The sequence below is a fragment of the Desulfosporosinus sp. OT genome, assembly GCF_000224515.1.
Lineage (GTDB): Bacteria > Bacillota > Desulfitobacteriia > Desulfitobacteriales > Desulfitobacteriaceae > Desulfosporosinus.
In genome coordinates, this window is record NZ_AGAF01000080.1 from 24,352 (window position 1) to 47,205 (window position 22,854).

General features: G+C 39.7%; 20 protein-coding genes and 1 pseudogene. All 21 read right to left on the minus strand.

Annotation, left to right across the window (positions count from 1 at the left end; all coding sequences use genetic code 11):
- Positions 1 to 54: 54 nt before the first annotated feature.
- The gene (locus DOT_RS07070; protein ID WP_139024154.1) at positions 55 to 888 is read right to left on the minus strand and encodes a hypothetical protein; all 834 of its coding nucleotides are present in this window, start codon (positions 886 to 888) and stop codon (positions 55 to 57) included.
- Between the two features lie 1,168 nt (positions 889 to 2,056).
- Positions 2,057 to 2,149, minus strand: a pseudogene (locus DOT_RS31710) (RNA polymerase subunit sigma-70); the annotation flags it as partial.
- A gap of 163 nt (positions 2,150 to 2,312) precedes the next feature.
- Positions 2,313 to 2,846 carry a hypothetical protein gene (locus DOT_RS07080; protein WP_009616350.1) on the minus strand — a complete coding sequence of 178 codons (534 nt, stop codon included), beginning with the start codon at positions 2,844 to 2,846 and terminating at the stop codon, positions 2,313 to 2,315.
- Between the two features lie 417 nt (positions 2,847 to 3,263).
- Complete coding sequence (locus tag DOT_RS31715; protein ID WP_282433439.1) at positions 3,264 to 3,533, minus strand: deaminase; 270 nt, start codon at positions 3,531 to 3,533, stop codon at positions 3,264 to 3,266.
- Between the two features lie 29 nt (positions 3,534 to 3,562).
- Positions 3,563 to 3,736, minus strand: coding sequence for a deaminase (locus DOT_RS31720; protein ID WP_009616352.1), 174 nt, complete (start codon positions 3,734 to 3,736; stop codon positions 3,563 to 3,565).
- Positions 3,737 to 4,624: 888 nt separating this feature from the next.
- The gene (locus tag DOT_RS07090) at positions 4,625 to 4,843 is read right to left on the minus strand and encodes a hypothetical protein (RefSeq protein WP_009616353.1); all 219 of its coding nucleotides are present in this window, start codon (positions 4,841 to 4,843) and stop codon (positions 4,625 to 4,627) included.
- 244 nt (positions 4,844 to 5,087) lie between these two features.
- Positions 5,088 to 5,831 carry an RNA polymerase sporulation sigma factor SigK gene (gene sigK, locus DOT_RS07095; RefSeq protein WP_009616354.1) on the minus strand — a complete coding sequence of 248 codons (744 nt, stop codon included), beginning with the start codon at positions 5,829 to 5,831 and terminating at the stop codon, positions 5,088 to 5,090.
- Positions 5,832 to 5,960: 129 nt separating this feature from the next.
- On the minus strand, positions 5,961 to 6,161 hold the full coding sequence (locus DOT_RS07100) for a hypothetical protein (protein WP_009616355.1): 201 nt from the start codon (positions 6,159 to 6,161) through the stop codon (positions 5,961 to 5,963).
- Between the two features lie 88 nt (positions 6,162 to 6,249).
- Complete coding sequence (locus tag DOT_RS07105) at positions 6,250 to 7,041, minus strand: A24 family peptidase (RefSeq protein ID WP_009616356.1); 792 nt, start codon at positions 7,039 to 7,041, stop codon at positions 6,250 to 6,252.
- Positions 7,042 to 7,179: 138 nt separating this feature from the next.
- Positions 7,180 to 10,698 (minus strand): X2-like carbohydrate binding domain-containing protein, encoded by a 3,519-nt coding sequence (locus tag DOT_RS07110; RefSeq protein WP_242833788.1) that lies wholly within the window; start codon positions 10,696 to 10,698, stop codon positions 7,180 to 7,182.
- A gap of 359 nt (positions 10,699 to 11,057) precedes the next feature.
- Entirely contained in the window at positions 11,058 to 13,616 is a 2,559-nt protein-coding gene (locus DOT_RS07115) for a DUF2572 family protein (RefSeq protein ID WP_009616358.1), read from the minus strand.
- A gap of 31 nt (positions 13,617 to 13,647) precedes the next feature.
- Positions 13,648 to 14,403 carry a prepilin-type N-terminal cleavage/methylation domain-containing protein gene (locus tag DOT_RS07120; protein WP_009616359.1) on the minus strand — a complete coding sequence of 252 codons (756 nt, stop codon included), beginning with the start codon at positions 14,401 to 14,403 and terminating at the stop codon, positions 13,648 to 13,650.
- Positions 14,404 to 14,412: 9 nt separating this feature from the next.
- Positions 14,413 to 15,804 carry a hypothetical protein gene (locus tag DOT_RS07125; RefSeq protein ID WP_009616360.1) on the minus strand — a complete coding sequence of 464 codons (1,392 nt, stop codon included), beginning with the start codon at positions 15,802 to 15,804 and terminating at the stop codon, positions 14,413 to 14,415.
- Between the two features lie 9 nt (positions 15,805 to 15,813).
- Positions 15,814 to 16,380, minus strand: coding sequence for a PilN domain-containing protein (locus DOT_RS07130; RefSeq protein WP_009616362.1), 567 nt, complete (start codon positions 16,378 to 16,380; stop codon positions 15,814 to 15,816).
- A 4-nt stretch (positions 16,381 to 16,384) separates the two neighbouring features.
- Entirely contained in the window at positions 16,385 to 17,395 is a 1,011-nt protein-coding gene (gene pilM / locus DOT_RS07135; protein ID WP_009616364.1) for a pilus assembly protein PilM, read from the minus strand.
- Between the two features lie 82 nt (positions 17,396 to 17,477).
- Positions 17,478 to 18,008 carry a DUF4860 domain-containing protein gene (locus tag DOT_RS07140; protein WP_009616365.1) on the minus strand — a complete coding sequence of 177 codons (531 nt, stop codon included), beginning with the start codon at positions 18,006 to 18,008 and terminating at the stop codon, positions 17,478 to 17,480.
- A gap of 16 nt (positions 18,009 to 18,024) precedes the next feature.
- Positions 18,025 to 18,396, minus strand: coding sequence for a prepilin-type N-terminal cleavage/methylation domain-containing protein (locus DOT_RS07145; protein ID WP_009616366.1), 372 nt, complete (start codon positions 18,394 to 18,396; stop codon positions 18,025 to 18,027).
- A gap of 128 nt (positions 18,397 to 18,524) precedes the next feature.
- Positions 18,525 to 18,926, minus strand: coding sequence for a prepilin-type N-terminal cleavage/methylation domain-containing protein (locus DOT_RS07150; RefSeq protein ID WP_009616367.1), 402 nt, complete (start codon positions 18,924 to 18,926; stop codon positions 18,525 to 18,527).
- A gap of 360 nt (positions 18,927 to 19,286) precedes the next feature.
- Entirely contained in the window at positions 19,287 to 19,706 is a 420-nt protein-coding gene (locus DOT_RS07155; protein WP_009616371.1) for a prepilin-type N-terminal cleavage/methylation domain-containing protein, read from the minus strand.
- A gap of 19 nt (positions 19,707 to 19,725) precedes the next feature.
- Positions 19,726 to 20,928 carry a type II secretion system F family protein gene (locus tag DOT_RS07160; protein WP_009616373.1) on the minus strand — a complete coding sequence of 401 codons (1,203 nt, stop codon included), beginning with the start codon at positions 20,926 to 20,928 and terminating at the stop codon, positions 19,726 to 19,728.
- 54 nt (positions 20,929 to 20,982) lie between these two features.
- Positions 20,983 to 22,671, minus strand: a complete 1,689-nt coding sequence (locus DOT_RS07165) for an ATPase, T2SS/T4P/T4SS family (RefSeq protein WP_040411496.1) — start codon at positions 22,669 to 22,671, stop codon at positions 20,983 to 20,985.
- Positions 22,672 to 22,854: the final 183 nt, after the last annotated feature.

The window sequence follows — 22,854 nt, forward strand, 5'->3', positions numbered from 1 at the left end:
ATATATAATTAATATTTTTCAGGCCGCACATATGTACGGCCTAAAAACAATTAATTATTCAATTTGAAATGAAGCATCGGTATCAGGTGCTGAATCAATCGCTATAGCTGGAGTAACAACCTGAGACCCTTTTGTCAAACCTATCGATAATGCAGCTGCAATTTGTTGATGATCATAGTGACCATAAACGTTTGAAGCACCAACAAAATTACTTGGAGTCGCTAGACATTCGTAAATTAAATAACCGTTAGGATATTTATAGGAATAATCACCCGAAGTACCCCTTAAAGGGAATTTATAAGCATAACCAGTTACATCCTTTTTAGTAGCAGTATAGTAATAATCAGTTTGATTTCCAGATGGAGTAGTTACGTTGTATTTGGTATACATTACTTTTAGATAATCAGAATCTGAAATAGTACTTAATGAGTCGTTATGAGTCATACCGATTACATCACTAAAATGCATCAAGGGATCAGTCAACCATTTAAAGCTATTTTTGTAATAAAAGTCTTTATTACCCAGATCAGAAACGGATGTAGTCATAGAAAGCCATGAATTACCCGAAGAATTAGGGTTACCCATTGTACCAACGTCCGAATTCTTATTTGATTTTTTATTATCTTCCTGAACTTCTTTAAGAGCTTGATCTTTTGTAATTTCTGTCATCGTATGGTTGTTTGAATTGGCTACCCTGTAATATTTCATGACTTTTGAAACTAACTTACCATGTTTTTCAGAGAGACGATTAATTTCTACATCGCTCAAGTTTGCTATTTCATCATCCGAAAAACCTAATTGCTCAAACTGCTTAACTTGTTCATTAGAGAGTTTTTGCGGTGGAGCCGCCAAAACGCTTACGGGGATTAATCCTAAAACTAAGGTCAATGTCATTAAAATACCGAGTATTTTTCACATTTGGATTCAAATTATGAAACTTACTCAAATATTAAAAAAATCACCTAGAACTGAGAGGCATCAGAAAAAGGCACCTTTAATATGTACTGAGTGAGTCCGCTGAGCGAGTCTACTAAACGATAAAGAGATATTACCCTAGGGCGTTAAATTACCATGTACAAGTCGTTGACGATAAACCTAAATTTTGATAAAAGGATTTTGATGTCATAATCCAATGTAGCTCAGTTAACTATATCTATAATGCTATTGAAAAACGGCTAGGATTAATTTATCCACTTCCCCGTTTAACTTTATCACACCTGCTGGTTATCACATTAAGTGGTCTCTTTCCACCAAATAATATTGTGCCATAATATTCAGTATCATGAACATAATCAATTCTATCGGGAATAACAACATCACTCTTACCTGTAAATATACTTTTCCTTGAATAAAAGCAATTGGTAGAGCAGTTGATTTGTAATCAGCAGGTTACAGGTTCGAGTCCTGCCATCGGCTCCATGTAAAATTATTTAAAGGCGCCTTTTTCTGATGCCTCTTTCTAAACACCTTGTTGATTTTAATTCTACGTCTTTTTCACCAAAAGCCTCTGGAATAGGGTTATATGTTAAACCTCCTTATGCATATATCATCTGCAATAATTGAAGTGTTCTCAGAAATCATTTCGATGCCTCCCGAAGTTAATAATTAGATCGCAGAATTTCAACTGGTAATTTTCTTAGGACTCTTGAGGAAATGCCAGTTGAAATTGTTAATCGCCAACTAGAAAGTATACTCCATAAAGCTTAGCTCTGAATAGCTGGACTAAGAAGAAAATTCTTTTGATTTTTGAATCCATCGGTAATCAGATCGAAATGGGAAAAGATTTATTCGTCTAGAAATTTCGGTGCCCAGCTAAAAGATGAGAATGTCTATGAAGACGAGGGATATTCAGGTGGAACAACTGATAGGCCAAAATTCAAACTCATGATGGAAAACATGGCCTCATGGTTTACAATAAGACTGCGCAGAAAAAAGGCCAATCATACAAAATTAGAGACAACTCTGAATAGTGCTAGCGGAGCACACCCGGGCGTAATAAGTGCAGATCTTTCACTAGTTATACCTTTAGAGGACACCATAAGAGCATGTAACGCGCTTACTTATTTGAATTAATCTTCCCCATCTCTTCCATCAATTTTTGGATTGCCTTCTTCTCAATCCGCGAGACATATGATCGTGAAATCGCCAAAGAATTATCTGAATATTTATATTCCTCTTCGCCTGGAATATATATCGAATGGTCTGGTAGCATACACCGATTATTTATGGTTTAGTATTTGGCTTACGTTTTCGCAGTCATTACCGTTTAATTAAATCATTGGCGATAGTTTTGTTACTTTTCATAATATCCTTTAACGCCTATTCCAATCGCGAAAATATTTAGTACGTTCTAAATCCATTTCTAACTCTTCCTTCCACAAATCATAATTACCAGCTTCTTTCACCTCATGTATCATTTCCTCAATATTCTTGCTTGTCATGTCTCTCCAAATTCCTACGGAAATATTCAAAAAGCTATAACCATATACAGCCTCATGGTCATCAATACTACCATTATTCATTTCTGCAAGGAATTGCAATAGTTGGGTGTCCACTAATTCAAATGGGTTCTTTCCGTACATAAAAGGCTCAATTTTTTCACAATAAGGGCCTGATAAGACTTCCATAAATTCTACGCAACCATTTACATCGAAATCAATTCTTATCTCCAAATCATCGTAATACAACTTATTATCATACTCAGTATTCGGGTTCCCAAGAATACCTTTTACAGCCTCTTTACTCTGTCCAAACTGCACTTTATCTTCAGTACCTATTTGAATCCCTTTTAAGGGAATTAATTCAACCCTAACTTTACTTTGTTCTCTGGTTATATTTGCATTCAAACCCTAATCGTCTCCCCCTAAAATGAAATTAGCTTTGTTATGAAAATAAACCATCAAGGCCCTATAACTAATGTTATGCTATGGATGGCGTAACAGCCTATTTCGCAGAACTAAGGGATTACCAAAAACTTTATTTCTTTTTAGAAGTGGCTTTATATTTGCAGATAGGAACTTACAATGATTATTAAATTACTCTCATCAATAAGAATAATAGAATTCAATAATTCGCCTAGATTTTCCTGCCAAAATTACCTTTTACAAAAAAAACTAGAACATCAATATCGTTCCAGCTTATTATCTCGTACAACTTCCACACTCAACCAAAGTGATGGAAACTCCTATTATTGAAAAGGACAACTCTTGTATAGTGTTTATCTAGATGATCAAACATTATTGATCAGAGGATACATAACAAATTTAGAATTTAACCTTTATATTATGATAAAAATAGCTCGCCAATACTTGAAGACTTTCATCCCGCAATATTCCCGCTGTCACCTCTGGCTTGAATGACGAGTTTTCAAATACAATTTGGCAGCAATGACTGCCATTTTCCCCCAATAAATTACATAAGTCAATATCACTGGCTCCATAAACCAGTCTTCCTAGCTTTGTCCAAACCATTGCACCACAGCACATGAAACATGGCTCACAGCTTGAATACAACGTAAATTCATGCAAATCCACAATATGTGTTTCATTGCAAAAATTCCGAATTAATCCAGCTTCAGATGAAATGTCGGGTCAGTTGCAGTATATATCTGATTTTCATTTGTATAAACTATTTTATTATCTTTTACAAGAACCGCCCCAAAAGGTTCATTGCCATGTTCTACCGCTGATACAGCCAATTCTATTGCTTTCTTCATAAAAAATTCATCTGTTCTCATATATCCTCCTAAAGAATTTCGATTTTTCGGGTAGTTTATAAATAATTCATAAGTCACATTTTTCTACCACAATGGCATCATGTATAAACGAAATCTGCAATGTTGAAAATATGGGCAATAGTATTAGTTAAAGTTCTATTCTCATTAATACCTTTCTTTTAACGTGCACGTGAAGTAATATTCTTATCTTAGCACTGCTTATTAATTCAATCCAAGCTTCCCATTATCCTCCCTGAACTTCGGACGGCATTATACTGACGGGTTCAAGAATTATTGGACCAAATATTATATATTGGATTACGACATAATAAGCTCCCATAATTACAGCAGCCTTATTCCTTTTAACGTAAGCGCCAAGTAACTCGGTGATACAAAAAGAGCAAAAACTCTTCTAAACTGAGTTTTTGCTCTTTTGGACAAGCTTCTCGAACTTCTGAATCCCACGGAAGGTATTCTGGATATTGCTCAAACTGTACTCCCGGCAATTAGCTAAAGATAAAATGAAGCTCTTTATACGGATTAAGACCTATTTGCCTTAGCACTTTCGATGATGCTGTACACGAAACTCCTCCTGTTTGACGGCGGTGGTTCCGGAGTTTTTAGCAACAGCACTACGTAGGTTGTCATAGATACAACGCCTAGGTACTCCACCAAAAAATTCAAACGAATTGACATGGCTGGTGAAATAAGAAGGATTGTTCTTGTCCGGAAAACTGAGGCATCACCACGTCATAGCGGGTTAATGCGAACGAATGGTCCTGACGAGGATGCGACAAAATACAGTCCGGGCGGGTGGTGATGGAACGCTTACAAGCACCGGAAGCAACCAGCCTAGCTTTGCTCTTGTCGTCACTTAAGCAAAGCCCGAATGCTCTGAGTGAAGGACTTTTACTCAAAGAACTTTGCTTGAAGCATCGGCAGACCCAGACCGAGGCAGCCTTTAAAGGATACATGCTCAGCAGTTTGATTCTCAACCAAACCATTACTAATAATCCCCGCAGTAAATACATCTTCTGATTGGATACTCTTGTCGAAAATCGATAGCATATCTAATTCATTCGGGAGATCCGGTGATAATATTTCCACTCTTAATTCTTTAGCTGCCATATTCTAAACCCCCAAGTCTAATTTCCATGATGCTTTAAGAAGCGCAAAAGGGTTAATTGTTTTCGTTTTACCCAGATAGCTTCAAGCGTTACGTCGAGTGCCCTAGCCAATTTACTAGCAACTTAAATACCTGACGGTTCCCATGCTCAAAATCACCAATGTACTTTGGTTTAGTTCCAGAGAGTAAGGCAAGACCTTTAACTAGTTATACCTTTAGAGGACACCATAAGAGCAAATAATGGAATTACTTATTTGAATTAATCTTCCCCATCTCTTCCATCAATTTTTGGATTGCTTTCTTCTCAATCCGCGAGACATATGATCGTGAAATCGCCAAAGCCTTCGCGATCTCGCGTTGCGTTCGTTTCGGACTGTTCATTAATCCATAACGCAACTGCAAAACCAGCTTTTCCCTCCGATTTAATTTTTTTACAAGTTCGAGCAAAGCCTTTTGCTCAGACTCGTTTTCAACTTTTACAGAGATATCCTCCTCGTTCGAACCAAGCACATCAATAAGTGAAATCTCATTGCCTTCTTTGTCCATCCCAATTGGATCATATATCGAAACTTCTCCCCTCGATTTTTTCAATGACCTTAAATGCATCAGAATCTCATTTTCAATACAGCGCGCTGCATAGGTTGCCAGCTTAGTGCCTTTATTGGGATCAAACGTATTGATCCCTTTGATTAAACCAATTGTGCCGATCGAAATTAAATCGTCGCCGTCTTCTCCAGTTCCGTCGAATTTCTTTACGAGATGGGCCACCAACCGCAAATTATGCTCTACTAAGGTATTGCGCGCTTGCTCGACCTCACGGGTAAGGGTAAATGGTTCTGTTTTACTTTCGCTAAGGATTCTCAAGTAACGAGCTTCATCCTGCTCACTCAAAGGCTGGGGAAAGGCATTGTTGTTAATATACGAGACCAGTAATGAAACTCCCTTAAGAACAGAGAGTGCAATACTAACAAAAAATAGTTCTGTAAACATTATCTCAACCCCTTTCGCACCGTGTTGTATGTTCTAATAACTATGCTGAAAAGAGAGAGATTTTGCTTATCCACATAAATTTAAAAATCCGCTCTCCCATATTTTATGAAAGGCGGATTCTAGATTGCTCTATCTTACTGACTTAAGAACAAATGGTACTATCACTAAGAGCATTCCAATAATCACAGAAGTAACCAGGTTTTGGGTGAAATAAGGATAAATCATCAATAACAAACCAAATACTATAAAGAGTACATCAACAGTTTTCTTTCCATAAGCTAAATAGGCAAATCCTACTAAACTCATAATAAAACCAATGATTATTGCCATGATTATCCCTCCGCTTAATGAGCGAACCATACGTTATAAGCTTGACCTCGCTGTTTTCTTGGTCAAACCGTCATTATTGGCCCTAATACTAAAAGAAGGTGCGTACATACCAATGGACTATATCCCAACCCCACATAATGGTAACAAAAACCCCGATGACGATAAAAGGTCCGAACGGAATCATACTTTTTCTATTTGCTTTGCCCAGAAAAATTAACATTAGGCTTGACGTTCCTCCGAGAAGGATTGAGATATATAGCGCGAGCAAAGTCATTCTCCAACCAAGAAACAATCCAATCGGCAAAAATAGTTTCACATCCCCCATTCCCATGACTTCATCGTTATGGTAAAGGAAGTATCCAATGAAGGCAACACTTAACAATAAACCCGAGCCAGTGACTAATCCTACTAAGGGATTCCACCAAAGACGATCAGAAAGAATTTGAAACGGTAGAAAAAGATTATAGACGAAGAGTACAGCCCCCCCAATGAGTCCGACAATCACCAGTTCATTCGGAATGATCTGGTGGTCAAGATCAATGAAAAATACTGCTATCAAAATGTAGGTTAAAAAGAGAAAGGTGGCGAAGTCGATTGTTAGGCCATACTTGAAGAACAAGGTTACCGATAATACCCCTGTAAGCATTTCGACTAAGAAATACCTAGGGGATATTTTCAGGTCGCAATATCGACATCTTCCTCGGTAAAACAGGTAGCTTAAGAGTGGAATGAGATCAAATGATTTCAGTCTAGTCCCACAGTTCGGACAGTGCGACGGCGGGGATACGATGGACTCCTCCCGGGGAATTCGGTAGATGCAAACATTGAGGAACGAACCTATGATAAGTCCGAATATAAAAACAAAGCTGTACATAGTCATAATATCACCCTTACTACATGTCGATGAGAAAATAAATAGGTGGGATCATCAAAGACCTCCTGCTGTTTGAGGTTTGCTTTCTCAGGTATGCTCAACTCAAACTTAAGGAGGTCTTTTTTCAGAAATAGTGAGCCTCAATTAGTGTAACGGTGGAGCTGTTCCTACAGTAATATTCAATGATAAATCAGATTGAGCGTCAGTGGAATCAATAAATGTTAGGTCATTGGCATCCTGTGCAGTCACAGTAGCTTCCATGATTAAGCTTGTGCCATCTTCTGTGATTAAAGCATTGAACGTATAGGTTGTGTTGGCACCGCCTGGGAAAGTAGTGTTTTGACCATTTGAATCAATTGGATGTAGAACTAACGTCTTCAGGTCGGTATCATCAACCGTGTAGTTAATTTGTGTATGAACACCCGAATTAATATAATCACAATATCCATTAGAAAGCGCTACATTCAAGTTGCTTTTACTAAAATCCATTTTTAAATACGTTGCTGGCCTACTCAGTTTAAGTGTTACGATCGCTTGAATTGGAACATTTGGCAATATAGTAATCCTATGAGATCCATTTTGCGTTGAAATACTGAGATCTGAGATCAACTTTGTCAGCGTGCTATCGCTCACCGTGACTTCCAAGCTCTTCGTGCTTCCGTCACTAAAGGTGAACGTCAGGTTCGTGATCCCCACACTTTGTGCACCTAAATATTCTTTCTTAATCGTGACGGTGTTGCCACTTACTGTATAGTCATTGCCTACAGTTAAGGGTACGCCGCCGTTTTTGATACTGATTAAGCTCGCTGAATATAAGGTCATGCTTGTGGTTACATCCCCATAGTGACCCGCGCTTGTATTTGCGCTGTTTTTATCAAACGTTGCCGTCGTTGGGCTGATCGTTGGCGGCGTGCTGTCGCTCACCGTTACGGCCAAGGTCCGCGTGCTTCCGTCACTGAAGGTGAACGTTAGATTCGTGATCCCCACACTTTGTGTACCTAAATACTCTTTCTTAATCCTGACGGTGCTGCCGCTTACTGTATAACCACTAGTGGTACTTAATGTTGTGTTCCCGTTCTTTATACTGCTTAATGTCGTTCCGCTTAAGGTCATGGTTGTGGCTACATCCGCATAGTGACCCGCGCTCGTATTCGCACTGTTTTTATCAAACGTTGCCGTCGTTGGATTGATCGCGGTTAGGGAGACTACTGTGAGCTGAGCCGAAGCTTGGTAGGTAGCATTATACGTAGCCGTAATTGTACAAGTTCCCAAACCATTACCAGTGGCCACTCCTGCTGAATTAATCGTTGCCACATTTGGATTACTACTTGACCAAACCGGCGTTACAGATATTGGTCCACTTAAAGGTAAACTTGATAAATCGTTAGCACTACTAGTAATATTTAATGTGCTACAGGATAATTGGACGGTATTTCCGACAAGGCGACCATTAATAGTCTCATTAGATGCGTACACACCAATTCTACCCTTTGGAGCGTAAAAAATGCCATTTAGTGTTGCAACAGAACTACTCACAGTTATATTACCAGTCTTAGAATAAATACAGACAGATGCACCATTCGCCAAAGATATACCACTGCCACTGATAGTTATGTCTCCAGTTGCCACAATTGTACCTTTTCCGGAAACTCGGCTACCACTTATTGTAAGATCACCATTTACATAAATCGGAGATGAAAGATTGATGTTAGTACCGCTATAGTTTTTATTTCCTACATATGATTGTCCGGCTGCATTAGCCTGAGTTTTAATAATCTCACTAAAGTCAGGCATGTCTATATAGGCAGCATTTTCAACAGGTGTTTTCATATGTATGATGCTACCCCATACATTCACTGTTTTTACAGCCTCGCAAGTTCCGGTCATATTAAAGATAGAAGAACTAGATTGAAAAGCATTATTTGTATGAATATCTCCATTAATAGTTAAATTGCTTCCATATACGCCCAACAAATCACTCGAACTCCCCGAGAAAATCGCATAATCAAATGCGTCTGGAGTACCGTTAGTGAAAAGAGCTTCGAACTGTTGCGCAGAACCAAATGGAATCGTTGCTGCTACAGGGCTGACATAAAGTGCAGGCGGAGCTGCTACGGCTTGGGTTGGTGCACTTGTTACTGTACCCGAGTAACTGCCGATACCTGTTGCCACTACTTTAATGAACTTAGCTAAATCTTCTGCAACTGGGGTATATGTGGTTTCTGTTGCTCCCGTAATGTTTGAATAACTACCATTTACTGTAGAAGCTATTTGCCACTGATAACTCGCGGTGGCTCCTACGGGTGTCAATGCCCCTGCTGTCAATATCGACCCGACTTGAGCTGTTCCGTTTATTGCGCCTATGGCTGTGATCGGTACTATTACATTAAAAGACGCGGAATTTGAAGCTCCGCCGTTGGTGGCAACTCCTTTAATAGTATGACTGCCCGCTGACAATGTTCCAATACTGTAGTTAGCTCTGGCACCGTCAGCGCCAGTATTGATAGTGGAGGTGGGAGTTGTACTATCGTCGAGATAAATATCAACGTCCTGATTTAGCATATCAATATTGTTGATATCCTTGACTCGGAACTTTGCTGTAGTTGGATTAATTGATCCTGGAATTAAGGTTATTTCCACACTATTTGCCCCTTGTGTTGGAGGAACAACAGGATCAGGGTCATAAGTGTCAGTGAAACACCATTTTTTTATATCTATATTAGCGTTCGCCGCTCCGGTGGATCCAGAAAAGCCCACATAAACATCTTGGTTATTCAAGAAATTACCAACATATTTGGAAATGACACGATTGTTTATTGAGTTTTTGGTCGTATCTGGTCCATACGTTGCTGTCAGGGTAGATCCATCGTAGTCAATCCAGACGTTGACATCGAGAGTTCCGTCCTTTCTGTAAAGAGAAAGAGTTCCTGGTTTTTGCGGAGTTAACGCAGTACCCGCTCCAGTAGTTACCAGAGTTCCTGTTGTTAACGTACCATCATCGATCGCATCATTATTTGCTGGTGCATGCATGTTATTACCATTTTCTACAATCGCCACATGGTTCGCATTCGGATCATAATAGTACTGACCGGTTGACGTAGCAATGTCCCATCCCGTATTTTTCCAAATATCGAACTCAACCCCCAGAGATTTCTCAACGCTCTGATAACCAAGTCCTGCACCCCAGTTTCCTACCTCAGGTTCTGAGTTACTCTGAATAACAAAGGTCAGTCCATCTGCCGGAGAGCTCGAAGTACTACTATTCATATTCATCACAAAATACGTACTGAAACCGCCATTAAGCTTTACTTTGTTGCGTCGGACCACTACGCCCCTTTGATTACCAGTATTAGGCACGATCCGTAGTACACCTGAAGTAGTCGTATTCGCATTCGCCTTCTTCCATAACAGGCTTGTACCACCGTCTCCATCCACATTAGCTGAAGTGAATTGGTTAAGCTCAACATAAATAGGAACTGCAGTGGCATGTGCCGGGGCTGGAAACGCTGCAATTATAAGAATCATCAAGCTAAACAGAGTACTTACTGTCTTTAATACTTGGCTTTTCTTAAGTACGGATGGGCCTTGGATAAACGATTTACTCATACGTATAAATAACAAACCCGTAAAGACTTTAATTAATGCGCTCATCTTATTCATCATACGTCTGGCTTGTAGTTTTTCATAACTACAAGCCCACCCCCTTTCCAAAATGAAAAAGCTTCTCTTAATTCTTCCAAGGTTATTATAAATACCATCTTGAATTCCATTTTATGCTAATTTCACCAGGCCGACTACTGCTGTATCTCCTTCCATACAAGAATTTATAATGTACGGCATCATTTTTTTACTGCTTGTGCGTAATGAAGTCGAGGTAATTTCATTATAGTAGTCGTAGTAAATTGCTTATGTAAACACCAGTTTGGATCGTAATTAGTAACTTCTCCCTGGAATCTATTTACTGACTGCAAATGCATTAAATAAACATCCATCACTTCAATTATTATTCGAGAATAATATGATTACGGCTGCTGTTCCTCCCTCCACTCAACAATCTGGAAGCGTTTAACATTCACATCAGTTCGAACCGCCCCGTCATACATAGTGGAAGTAGGTTTATTATCCACTCCCATAGCCCCCGGAGCAAAAAACTGCCTTGCCTTTCCGTCGGATACCATGACCGATTCGATCACCTTTTCATCATAGGAGATAGTTGGATTATCTGATACTTCTACATTACCTTCGCAGATAATTGCCCCATTGAACTTGCCGCTGCCCGTTATCTTAAGGTTCCCCACGCAATAGATAATTCCATTAAACATTCCATCTCCACTTATATTAAGATCGCCGTCACAATAAAGCATTCCATTATAAGTTATATTGAGATTCAAGGTGCGAGGACTAGTATCCTCCTGATTGATATAGGCAAAAGAACTTGGATCATCCAATTGATCTATGCCGGTGCTTATTTTCAAATTACCGTCTTCATCGAAAATTACAGACTTATCTACGAAAACATCGCCAAAACTGGAGGCCAGTTTATTTACGGTTCCAAGATTCCATGTTTTTGAGACAAATGTATTATATAAGGAACTTCTAAAGGCCGAGTAAGCACTGTAATTTACTGCATTATTGTCGATCGAATTGCCGAACGGTCCATATAAAGACGCGTGATCTTCGTTATCAGTTCCTTTAATATGGAGTAATGCTTCGCCGAAGGAGTACCCGTTAGGAAACCCTGAAAAAATGTTCGTGACAACAGAATCTGAATAATTTTCGTTAAGATAATTAGCCAATTGATTCATCTTTGGTATTGGACTATCTTCAGTTTCAGATGTATCTCCTTGCCCCCTCATTAAGTAGTAGGGATTAATTTCCGATTCATTCAGCGCTTCATCAGACTGGGGTTTATGATCATTTGTGAATGGTTCGAAGGAATAAGTATACCCTGATAGCGGGTGGGTAATCGGCGCCATGTAGGCACCATAGATATCAGCGCTACGGGCAGTTATACTTTCCCCAGTTTGATAGTACTGTTTATTTAACCAGGGATCATTCTGATCAGAGGATGGCCAAATAAAACTTAACATTTCATTTTTCTTAACTCCTGCATATTGAGCATACGCAGTCCCCGGCACTATGAATTTCCCATTCAAGGTTATTTCGCTCCCATTAGCACTTCCATCCGCTGAAAGAGCTGTATTATTAATCACTGTGCTGCTGGCATTGGGATCCCCATGAATAGTTTCCGAATTAATCCCAATGTAATTTCCGGCCACTGTAATTTCGGATTGCAAACCATCCATCTTTATATCATTAAAAGTGGTCACATTCCCGTCTACGTTAATAGCACCATTGTTAACATCTTGATCTGCATAGTTTCCATCCACAGACAAGCTATAGCAATAAACATTTCCGCCGGATATATCTTCATTAATTAAGGGAAAAGAAGTTGTGCAAGAAGGGCGTCCTTCAATATAACTATCAGAGGAATCAGTCATAAGATTATCAGCTTTCAGTGCTGCATAATCAAAAAACAATTTGTCGTTAAGGTTATCAGTATTACTATTGGAATACACGTTGTTCTTCAAAGTAGTATTAGTATCACGATATTTATGAACATTTATTTGGGAATCACTTCCAATAACATGGAGATTTCCCCTGGAATTGACATTGCCGTATATTTCAGCATTAGCCCCCCCCTTACTATATACGCCAAAAGCTAAAACATAATTGTCATTAAGAAGGGGCGTTTGATCTTTTTGATTATAAAAATAATCCGTATCTCCGGGAAACTCATCCGTGTCTGCCGAAAACAAATCTCCATAGATCTTGATCGGGTTGGAACTTGTTCCACTTGTAAAGCCTATGCTTCCAGCAGCTGTAATCGCATTTGTCCAGATCGGATTTCCTTTAAAAATTACTTTTTGAGTTTGTTGAATCATTTTATAGGTCGGAAACTGTACATTGAGTGTAACCGACACAGCCTTTCCCTCTACTGAAGGATCTATTGTATCGATGTTTACTGCAAGCTTTAAATTATCTAGGTTATTGGAAAACAACCCTGCCAGGTTCTTCTGAGGTATTGAAAACCCATCCGCTTGAGACAAATTATCTTGAAGTAGATCAGCACTGTAATAATAATAAAGGCTTGTTAACGTGTTAGCCATAAACGCCTTCTTTGCAGCATCCAATTCAGTGTCCGAAACAGTGTCCGAAGCCGACAATTCCATGATATTTAGCCATTGGGCATATACAGTATCCTGAAAATTGTTAATGTTTAATGATGGGTCCGAGGGATTGTTTTCTGAGGTATAATAATGTCCAGCCATATATTTTTGCGCATTCGTTTCAGCATTTTCCAGCTGCTCGTTGACATCATTGACCTTATTCTCCGCATCCTTGTCAAGGGTATAATAATCCTTTGACCAGTTCCTATATTTTGAGCTCATTTGGATATTGGCTACGCTCGTCATTAGGGATACTGTAGCAAAGGTGCCTAAGGTGAGAATTACAAACAAAGCCATAATCAAGGCGCTGCCATTTTCACTTTTCAGATTGTTGCCTGTCCAGAATTTCATATGTTTAGCTCCATTCTGAAAAACTTATAGATCAATGATACTTTTTTGTTGAATATTTGAACATCTCTTCACTAACGCCCTTGTTTATTCTAGAGACAGTAAGTGTCAAAACGTACCCATTATTACTCGAACTAGAACTGGTAGCGGGAACAAACGATATACTATAAGCTCCTTGAAGAGCATTAATGATGACATTGGTATTTACATTTTCGAAATTTGCATTACTAACATTTGCATCAAAAATATAGAAGCTTGCCATTACATCAGATTCATTTGTTAAATTTATAGTATGTGGAGATTCTTCAGCCGGGAAATCCACTCTTATAGGCAGAGTATTATTAACTACTTTTGATTTAGACGTTGCATAGTCGCATAGTTTTAAAGTACCTACATAAACCTCATAGGACTGGGTTATCGTTACATCAATGTCAGTTGTTAGAGTGAACGAACCGGCGGAATTAACAAAATCCGGATAACCATATGCAGCATTATTATTATCATTTAAATCGGTATCCATCTTACTCTCAATCATAATAGCTGAATCAGTACGACTACACTCGTTTCCTGATCTATTGTAATACTTTGCAGAAGGATCATAGGCATCTGGATTAGCTTTAAAACTTTCAACTTGTTTAACAGCAACAGTATTAGCCATATCCATAAGCTGGGCATCTGCGTTTACATAGCTCGATGTCACAAACATCTGGAAGAGTGCTGTTGAAACAATGGCGACTATAGCCACTGCCACAACAACTTCGACCAGCGTAAAGCCCTTATCATTATGCAAATTGACCACCTACTTCATTTCAACGATGCCGGTTTTATTGCCAATCCTAAAGCGTGGATTATTCTTGTCATCGTTAATAACATTAATCTCCAACGGATAGTTTGTTTTATTATCTACGTCCAATGTTATTCCCGCCTTGTCCGTAACCTTCGTGCGCTGTTGCGATATGACATCCAGTCTTAATTTTCCTCCATCTATTATCAGCTTTCCTTCTTTTGTTTGGGTCGAGTTGCCCAGCGCATAGGAATAGGTCATTTTATCTATGTCTCCGCTAACTGAAATTTTACCGGTTATTCTATCATTCACATTACTATAAAGTTCCGTGCCATTCTTGGTGTAATCACCCAGGATCACCTTCGGAGCATTATCCTCCACGGTATTGAGAATGAGATAGAAACTAGGATTGATAGTCTTTACGGGGGCGGTCGTACTAGCAACTGATGTTTGAGCATCGGAATCGGTAGCTGAAGCAACCTTCTCCATAAATCCTGGATAAGCTATAAACGGGCTATCTTTACCATTTATTGGGGGAATAGCTAAAGAATAGGTGCTCTCATCCTCCGGAGTTGTGTATCCTACATACTGAACCTTGAGTTCTCCTTTCAATAAGCCACCACTCCCTCGGGTCATGCTGACTTCTTTGACAATGATTTTGCGTTCGCTCTGTTCCAAATCACTAATAAAATTATATAAAGCCCCATAATTACCAGAAAAGGAAACATCTACATCCTCCACCAAAACCATATTAGCAACTACCTTTGCTTTTGACTTACTAGCTTTGCTGTCATTCGCAGTACTGGTTGACATAGTTCCTTGACTACTATTTTGAATCTCGCTGTCAACACTCGTTGGCGTAGTTACTTTGCCGGTGTCCCGAGACTGAACAGACGATGTTTTCCCAGCCGCAAAATCTTGCTTGCTCACTGCGGAAATAGCGCTTAGATTCATCCCATTAATATCCAGTTTTCTGGCTTTAGCTAATTTGTTAAGCGTTAGGACAATCTCCTCCTGCGGAATTTCGGTAGGGACTTGCCGTTTCAAGCCGCTCAGCTTATAGTTCAATAAATTGAGATTCTCAATGTATTGATTTTTCTGGACCATGTCTTTTTCAAAATTAGCAGCGATGACCTGTTCTGCTGCGTAGCGCGTCTGCAAACTATTGTATTCCTGCCACTTAGGACTTAGGAGATAATTATATAATCCATACCCTTCCAACCCTATCACCAATAGACCTAAAAGAATAAAGTCCCTTTTGGAAAGACTAAGTGAGGATGAATTGAAACGTTTGGTTTTTGCTTTTTGCACGAAGTTTGGCATCTTCTTGGTCAGCTTGAGTGACTTAAGCGACTTGAGCGATAAGTCAAGATTCTTAAGTTTAGATAAATCAATCTTCAGCTTCATGACTTTTCCTCACTTCTCCAAGGTTAAAATCGCTGCGAAATTATACTCAGTTGTTTCAGCATTCGGATCTGTATTGCCACTGTTAGTGCTGCCACCCACATTACCTAAATAAACATTACTAAACAACCCGCTTCCCTTCAGCTTGGCTATAAAATAGGCGATGCTGTCCATATCCTTTGATTTGCCGATGATGTTCAAGTTGCCAGTTTGATCGAGGGCATAGTTGACGATAAAAACGTTCTCCGGCATCACACTGGAAATGCCATCTAATACTCTTGTGTTCAATGTAGAGCGGGCTGACACTAAATCGACTATTCCGGAGAGCTGATTAATCTTATCCTGCTTGCCTTGGATCTCTTTCTTCACTGTAACAATCGGAGAGGCGGCCTTGATCTGCTGTTCGATGGCCATTTCTTTCGCAGCTAACCTAACCTCTAGAAAGGTCAAAATTCCATATCCCACCATTCCTAATGCGAGAACAACTAAAAAGGCTATCCCCAACTGTAGGCTAATCCCTGAATTCTGACGGTCCTTCTTTTGCTGCTGGGACTGTGAAATTAGGTTAATATCCTTCAAAGCACTAGTCCTCCCTTAAAGCCGCGCCAATCGCTGGCATCAGTAGAAAAAATTTATCGGAGACTTCAAGGGGGGTACTATCCGATTGTGCTATATAAACAGGGGTTCTGAACATCCCACTAAAATACGCCTCTAAACCCGGAAAACTACTACCCCCACCCGAAAGACGAATAGTCTTAATCCCATCTTGGAGCTTACTATAACGTATATAATCCAGGGTTTGTCGAATCTGCTCCTCCACAGCTGAATACCCAAGTCGAAGGCAAGAATCGAGTTCCTCCTGGCTAATTGACAGATTTTTATATCCGCTCTGTCTGGCTGTTTCCGCTTCCTCCATCGTGATCTCAAACCGGTTGACAATCAAACTATCGACGAAAGAACCTCCGCCAGAAACACTGCGACTTAAGATTAACTTTCCATCCACTAAAACATTAACTTGAGACATGGTGTAACTGAGATCAACTAATAGAACCGAATCCCCTGGCACGGGGGACTGAATAAAACAATTATAAGCTTTAGCCAAACTGTTGGCATTGACATCCACATATTTTAGACCAATACCCGAATTATCAAAAAGCTCTACGTAGCTATCTACAATTTTTTTCGGGCACGATGTCGTAATCCCATTAAGGAGCTCACTGGTTCTGGTATAAATCTTGAAAGCAGTCGAATGCGTTTGCACCATATCGGGAAAGCTCTGAGCTAATTCAAATTGAACAGCTGGTTCAATCTCATCATCTTTTAGAGCAGTCATATTAAGCTCTCGGAGCATAATGGTTGAGGAATGAAGCGTGACAGCGACTTTTTTGGCCATCAGCTTATACTCGCTGATGGCGCTCTTCAGCATATCCAGCACCGCTTCTTTGTCTCTAATCAGACCATCTGAGACACTTCCTAACGGCGTGGGAACAATTCCCCAGGCTTTTAGTTCCGGTTTAGTTCCTTGTTTCACTAGCGCAAACTTCGTTAGTCGTGTTCCAATATCCATTCCTAGAACTTTGTTCTCCCCAAACATGGATGTTCCTCCTGGCACTTCGAAATTAGTCAAATAAATAAAAGAGCTTTAAACGTCTACCATGACAGCGTCTTGATTGATACTAAGGTGAAGAGCGCAAAGTGATAACCTGTGATAAATCAACAGAACGGTCAATCGATTTGACTTCGATGTTAATAATATTGGCCCCCGGTTGCTCAATGTCAACGGAGGATAAATCCGCAATTTCCTTACCATTTTCCAGTACTTTGTTAAAAGTTGTACCAGTTTGTTCCCGCAACTTATGCGTGTTGGTATCAACGTAAATCCAAAAATAAGTATTCCCTGCTACATTACTCGCATCATTAATCTTTAATACCTGAATCGGATTATCTGAATTGTCTGTTGTACTCATAACTGATATCTTATTAGCTACGTCATTTTGTCTGATTTTCACTGTGATATAAGCCATAGCCAAGCGAGCATTATTTTGATTATCCATAGCCGTATCCGCTGTGCGATAGAATTGAATCCCAGTGTTTAACATTGACACTAGCATTGTGCCCAAAATACCCATGATTGCCAATACTGTGATGAGTTCAACCAGCGTATACCCATGTGTTCTTTTTGTGCAATTTGCGTTTTTCTCCTCCATATTGATTCCTCCAGTATTAATTTAAATCAACATGGAGCACGCTGACATCATAGGTTCCACTTCCATTAAGTACGTAAGTGTATTTGTATTTTGTAGTATTCAAGCTTACACCAGTTTGCTGAACTAAATCCGAAGCTAGGGTTATCAACTCTGTTTCTGTGAGATTTGGAGTACTACTGTCGTGTACCCCTTGATTCGGGTAAATTCCCGTCAAAGCATAGTGCTCTCTTAACGCTTTATTTACCACATATTCATTTTTAGCGCGATCATTTTCATTAGACATACCTGCAGCCCCTGACAGGCTAGGATATGTCACTGTAGCCATGAGTCCGATAATCACGAGCACTATCATCATTTCGATTAACGTGAAGCCTCTATTGTTGGACAATACCAATGACTCCTTTAGAAAGAATCGTTATAGGCGGGTGTCTATAACGATTCTCCAGAAAATTGGTGACTTCCAGTGAAGTTCCTGCTAGTATTACAAAATGCGAAGAATACACGAGCAGCAATACATCATGGCGTTGTATCAGTAATGGTACCGTCATCTGCACATGTAGCTTCCATTTCGTTTTTAGTATACACAAAAGCACCATCAACAAAAGCAGAATCATCAGGATCAATAGTTCCAGCAAATTTTGTTGTATCATCCCCTACTGTGAAAGGACCGGAAGTACCACTCACATACTTAATCTTCGGCCAATCTCCATTTTTTGCATAATAGGTTTCTGCTATTGTCCTAATAGATTTAGCTTCGGAAATCGCGACGCCCTTTCTAGCATCATCTGTGAATGAAAAATACCTAGGCAACATAACACCAGCCAGGATACCAATAATGGCGATAACGACGATTAACTCTACAAGAGTAAAGCCCGTTTGCTTTCGTTTAAGCTTCTTCAAACGTTTTTTATGATCCATTTCTTTTCTACTCCTTTCAATTATATCTATAACCACAATGACTTTCATATTGAAATCCAAAACATTGGTCGACGACCCTTTTAGCGAGATGGTTTGGAGTATTACCTTTGACAATGCTAATGACTTCTTTTTGAAGAATCGTATGGGGTAGCAATAACGATTCTTTAAAAATATCGATTTTTAGTTATGAGGATACACACCTCACTTTATAAGAAATGATGTTAGTGTTTATGATATGGGGGTCGTGGCTTTGATAGCATATACTGGCTTGTCTAGGGCTGAGGTTTTGTCTAATGAAAATGACTAAGTCAAGCATAAAAGTGTGAACAAAAGGACATACCCACATAAAGGGGGCTTGTGTTAGTTTACGACGCCACTAGCATCACAAGTTGCGCTTTGTTTATCTTTTTTATAGGTAAAAGAACCATTGGTGATAGTTTTATCTGTAGCATCAATACCCGATATATCTCCAGTAAATCTCGGTGAATTGTCATACGTAGCACTAGCTGCTGCTGCCCCTCCAGTTTGAACTGTGAAATTACTTGTACCAGACACTATCGGCCAGTGACCAAAAGTAGCGTAATAGGTTTCAGCTATAGTCCTAATGGATTTAGCTTCGGATATCGCCACTCCCTTTCTAGCATCATCTGTAAATGAAAAATACTTTGGTAACATAACCCCAGCCAAGATTCCAATAATGGCTATTACGACAATCAACTCTACAAGAGTAAAGCCTTTTTGCCTTTGTTTAAACTTTTCTATACGTTGTCTTAGTTCCATTCTTTTTAACCTCCCTATATTAATGAACCGACTGCATAATATTGACCATAGGTAACATCATTGCCATAACAACTGTGCCCACGACGACTGCCATGATCACGATCATGGCAGGTTCAAGCATCGCCGTCAGTTTGTCGATTGCTTCCTCCACCTCCTCATCGAAGAATCCAGCTGTTCGAGTGAGCATCTCATCCAATTGCCCCGTGGCTTCCCCTACTTCTATCATATGTATCAGCATCGGAGGGAAAACTCCCATTTTTTTAATGGAGCCTGAAATCCCCTTGCCCTCCATGACTTCATCTCGGCATTCAGTAAATCTATGGGCTACCACCCGATTCCCCAGTAAATCACTCATAATCTCAAAAGAACGGATAATCGGAATGCCGCTTTTGAGTAAAATCCCCATACTTCGAGCAAATCGTGCGGTAATGACCTTTACAATAGTTACTTTGACAATGGGAATCTTTAATTTTAGAGCATCAAGCCAAAGTCTAAACTCGTCGTTTTTAGACAAAATATTACCAGCAACACCTCCAATAATAACTATGCCAAATATAAACTCCATATTCTTGACCATAAAACCGCTCATCCCCATGAGGATTTTAGTCAAGGCGGGAAGTTCGCCTCCCATGGATTGCAATATGTTGGCAAATGTCGGCAAGACCTTAACCATTAACAAAGTGACTACACCGACCATGAGAACCAATAAAATAGTAGGATAGGTCATGGCGCTTTTGATTTTGCGGCGCAGCTTGTTCTCTTTTTCATAATACTCGGCCAAACTAATCATAATGGTATCCAAGGTTCCACTCGCTTCGCCCACTTCAACCATGTTTCGCATGAAGTCTGGAAAGACCTTCGGATGGGCTTGCAAAGTGCTAGAAAATAAGTTACCTCGTTGGAGTTGGTCATGAACATCTTCTAATGTCTCGCGAAACTTCTTCTTTTCCACCTGATCTCTCAATATGGCTAGGGCCTCGACAATCGGAATACCTGCGTTCAAGATAACTGAAAACTGACGACAGAAAAGAGAAATATCCTTCATATCAACCCGGGTGAGCAATTCGCCAAAGCTATACTCTTTACCTTTAACTTGAGCATCAATTAAAAAATATCCTTGGTCTGTCAACATAGCCTTGAGAACCTCAAGAGACTTAAATTCCTGAGTGCCCGAGAGTTCTTCACCGATTAAGTTTTTAGCTCTAAAGGTATAGATAGGCATCGTTTTACTCTTACCACCTTCGCCGATACAGAGTGTTCTTGTGCTTATTATGAATCAGTCTCTAGTATAGACTGTGCGTATCATTTCGTTGACGCTGGTTACTCCATTCAAAACAAGTTGTCTACAGTTTTCATAAAGCGGCACCATGCCGTCTTTGAGGGCTAACGTCCTTAATTCGTCCGCATTAGCACCTTTTTCTATAATGCTGCGCATTTTATTATCTAAGTATAAAACCTCATGAATCGCGGTACGACCTTTATAGCCCGTATTATTGCAAGCAGGGCAACCTGTCGCTTTGTACAATTTATGAACGTGTGGATCTCGCAGAATCTTCTTTTCTCGTTCTTCAGCCAGATACCCTCGCTTACAGGAGGGACAAAGTTTGCGCAGAAGTCTTTGGCTAATGATTCCGATGATAGCTTCTGCTACTAAGTAAGGAGCAACCCCCATGTCGACTAAGCGCGTCAACGAGCTAGGTGCATCATTGGTGTGCAGAGTCGAAAAGACTACGTGACCAGTGATGGCAGCTCGTACAGCGATATGAGCAGTTTCTTCATCCCGCATCTCTCCAATCATGATAATATCAGGGTCTTGTCTGAGAATACTTCTCAAGCTGGATGCAAAAGTTAGTCCGGCTTTGGTATTAACTTGAACTTGATTAATCCCTAACAAAGTATACTCTACCGGATCTTCAACCGTCACAATATTCTTATCAACTGTGTTTAGTTCCTTCAAGATCGTGTAAAGAGTTGTGGACTTTCCACTTCCCGTTGGTCCCGTTAATAAGATAATTCCATAAGGCAGACTTAGTATTCGATTAAGCAGAACATTCTCATGGCTGGTGAAGCCGAGCATGCTTCTATTTAATTGGAAGTTATTTCTATCCAGAATTCTGACGACAATTTTTTCCCCGTACACGGTAGGCAACGAGGAAACGCGAAAATCATAGCTTTGACCTCCAACCTCCATTTCATTTCTTCCATCTTGAGGGATTCTGTTTTCTGCAATATTCATTCCAGCCATGATTTTGATCCGAGTGCACACGGATGAGTATAGACTCTTAGGTATAGCCATACTTGCCACTAAAACCCCATCAATTCTATATCGGACTTTCACTTCTTTTTCAAAAGGTTCAATATGTATGTCGCTGGCACCAGTGGTAATAGCCTGATTAAGAATTGAATTCGTAAGCCTTACAGCCGGAGCACTCTGGACTTCGTCAATAATTGCTTGATCGAATTTTCCATCTAATTCAATCTTGTATTCTTTTTTCAAATCTTCTAAGGCTTTATCCGTTGATTGTTTACTAAAATATAGCTCAATGGCCTTTTCTATGGCTTCATAGCCAGCTATACACGGCTGAATTAGTTTATGTGTAATGAACGAAATATCATCAATGGCAAAGATGTTAAGCGGGTCACTCATCGCCACCAGTAATTTGCCCTCTTTTTCAGCAAAAGGAATTAAATTATATTTCTTAGCAACTTCTTTAGGTATACTCCGAGCAACTTCAGGGTCAATAAAGGCTTTCGCGATATCAAACCGTTCAAGAGAAAGCTGCACTGCTAGGGTATCCATGATTTCTTCTTCTGTTAAAATGTTGCGCTCAATAAGGATCTGTCCCATCCGTTTTCTGGACTTTCCTTGTTCAGCTAACACCTCATCAAGCTGCGCTTGCGTAATCATTCCTGCTCCCATCAGGAGCTCGCCCAGCCTCATTTTCTGCTTAGGTTGTTTTTCCATACTCCCTTAATGACACCTTTCTTTTGCAAGCATATGATAAAAAACACCCAAAGAAACCAAAATATACTTAAATTTCTTTATATTACCAATTACCCAACTTCCTTATGCAATCAAAAACACTATTATAGAGCGGACAAAACACAAGCAAATCTCAATAACCTAAAACTACGGTATTAACTGAGT

What these genes read in the sequence shown, in the direction of transcription:
- DOT_RS31720 (WP_009616352.1), bottom strand. Translation starts at nt 3,736, where the DNA reads ATGAGAACAGATGAATTTTTTATGAAGAAAGCAATAGAATTGGCTGTA.
- DOT_RS07090 (WP_009616353.1), bottom strand. Translation starts at nt 4,843, where the DNA reads ATGGCAGCTAAAGAATTAAGAGTGGAAATATTATCACCGGATCTCCCG.
- sigK (WP_009616354.1), bottom strand. Translation starts at nt 5,831, where the DNA reads ATGTTTACAGAACTATTTTTTGTTAGTATTGCACTCTCTGTTCTTAAG.
- DOT_RS07100 (WP_009616355.1), bottom strand. Translation starts at nt 6,161, where the DNA reads ATGGCAATAATCATTGGTTTTATTATGAGTTTAGTAGGATTTGCCTAT.
- DOT_RS07105 (WP_009616356.1), bottom strand. Translation starts at nt 7,041, where the DNA reads ATGACTATGTACAGCTTTGTTTTTATATTCGGACTTATCATAGGTTCG.
- DOT_RS07110 (WP_242833788.1), bottom strand. Translation starts at nt 10,698, where the DNA reads ATGATGAATAAGATGAGCGCATTAATTAAAGTCTTTACGGGTTTGTTA.
- DOT_RS07115 (WP_009616358.1), bottom strand. Translation starts at nt 13,616, where the DNA reads ATGAAATTCTGGACAGGCAACAATCTGAAAAGTGAAAATGGCAGCGCC.
- DOT_RS07125 (WP_009616360.1), bottom strand. Translation starts at nt 15,804, where the DNA reads ATGAAGCTGAAGATTGATTTATCTAAACTTAAGAATCTTGACTTATCG.
- pilM (WP_009616364.1), bottom strand. Translation starts at nt 17,395, where the DNA reads ATGTTTGGGGAGAACAAAGTTCTAGGAATGGATATTGGAACACGACTA.
- DOT_RS07140 (WP_009616365.1), bottom strand. Translation starts at nt 18,008, where the DNA reads ATGGAGGAGAAAAACGCAAATTGCACAAAAAGAACACATGGGTATACG.
- DOT_RS07150 (WP_009616367.1), bottom strand. Translation starts at nt 18,926, where the DNA reads ATGGATCATAAAAAACGTTTGAAGAAGCTTAAACGAAAGCAAACGGGC.
- DOT_RS07155 (WP_009616371.1), bottom strand. Translation starts at nt 19,706, where the DNA reads ATGGAACTAAGACAACGTATAGAAAAGTTTAAACAAAGGCAAAAAGGC.
- DOT_RS07160 (WP_009616373.1), bottom strand. Translation starts at nt 20,928, where the DNA reads ATGCCTATCTATACCTTTAGAGCTAAAAACTTAATCGGTGAAGAACTC.
- DOT_RS07165 (WP_040411496.1), bottom strand. Translation starts at nt 22,671, where the DNA reads ATGGAAAAACAACCTAAGCAGAAAATGAGGCTGGGCGAGCTCCTGATG.